We start from the raw sequence: 295 nt of genomic DNA on the forward strand, positions 1-295 counted from the left end.
GCTTCACCATACCCAACAGCAATTCGATACACTGGTTCTTCTATAACCTTCAACTTAGCCGGTATCGTAGGTGCATCTCTTGCACCTTATATTGCGGAATATCTGGTACAGCATTTTGATACTTCTTATATCGGCTATTATTTACTTCTTGCCTCTTTTATTTCACTACTTTGCTTTGTTGGATTTACGGATGAGGAAATATCAAACTAGAACACAATAAAGAAGAAAAATAAAATGAATGCTGGCGGCAGAAATGCTGCCAATTTCATTTTCAAAGGCATTGGGTGAGGAACAT

1 pseudogene is annotated in these 295 nt (G+C 37.6%); it reads left to right on the forward strand.

Going from position 1 to position 295, the window contains the following annotated elements:
• A pseudogene (locus ACFINZ_RS10400) lies at positions 1-210 on the forward strand (MFS transporter); the annotation flags it as partial.
• Positions 211-295 lie beyond the last annotated feature (85 nt).

This window comes from Bartonella sp. AA81SXKL (genome assembly GCF_042196945.1).
Taxonomy (GTDB): domain Bacteria; phylum Pseudomonadota; class Alphaproteobacteria; order Rhizobiales; family Rhizobiaceae; genus Bartonella.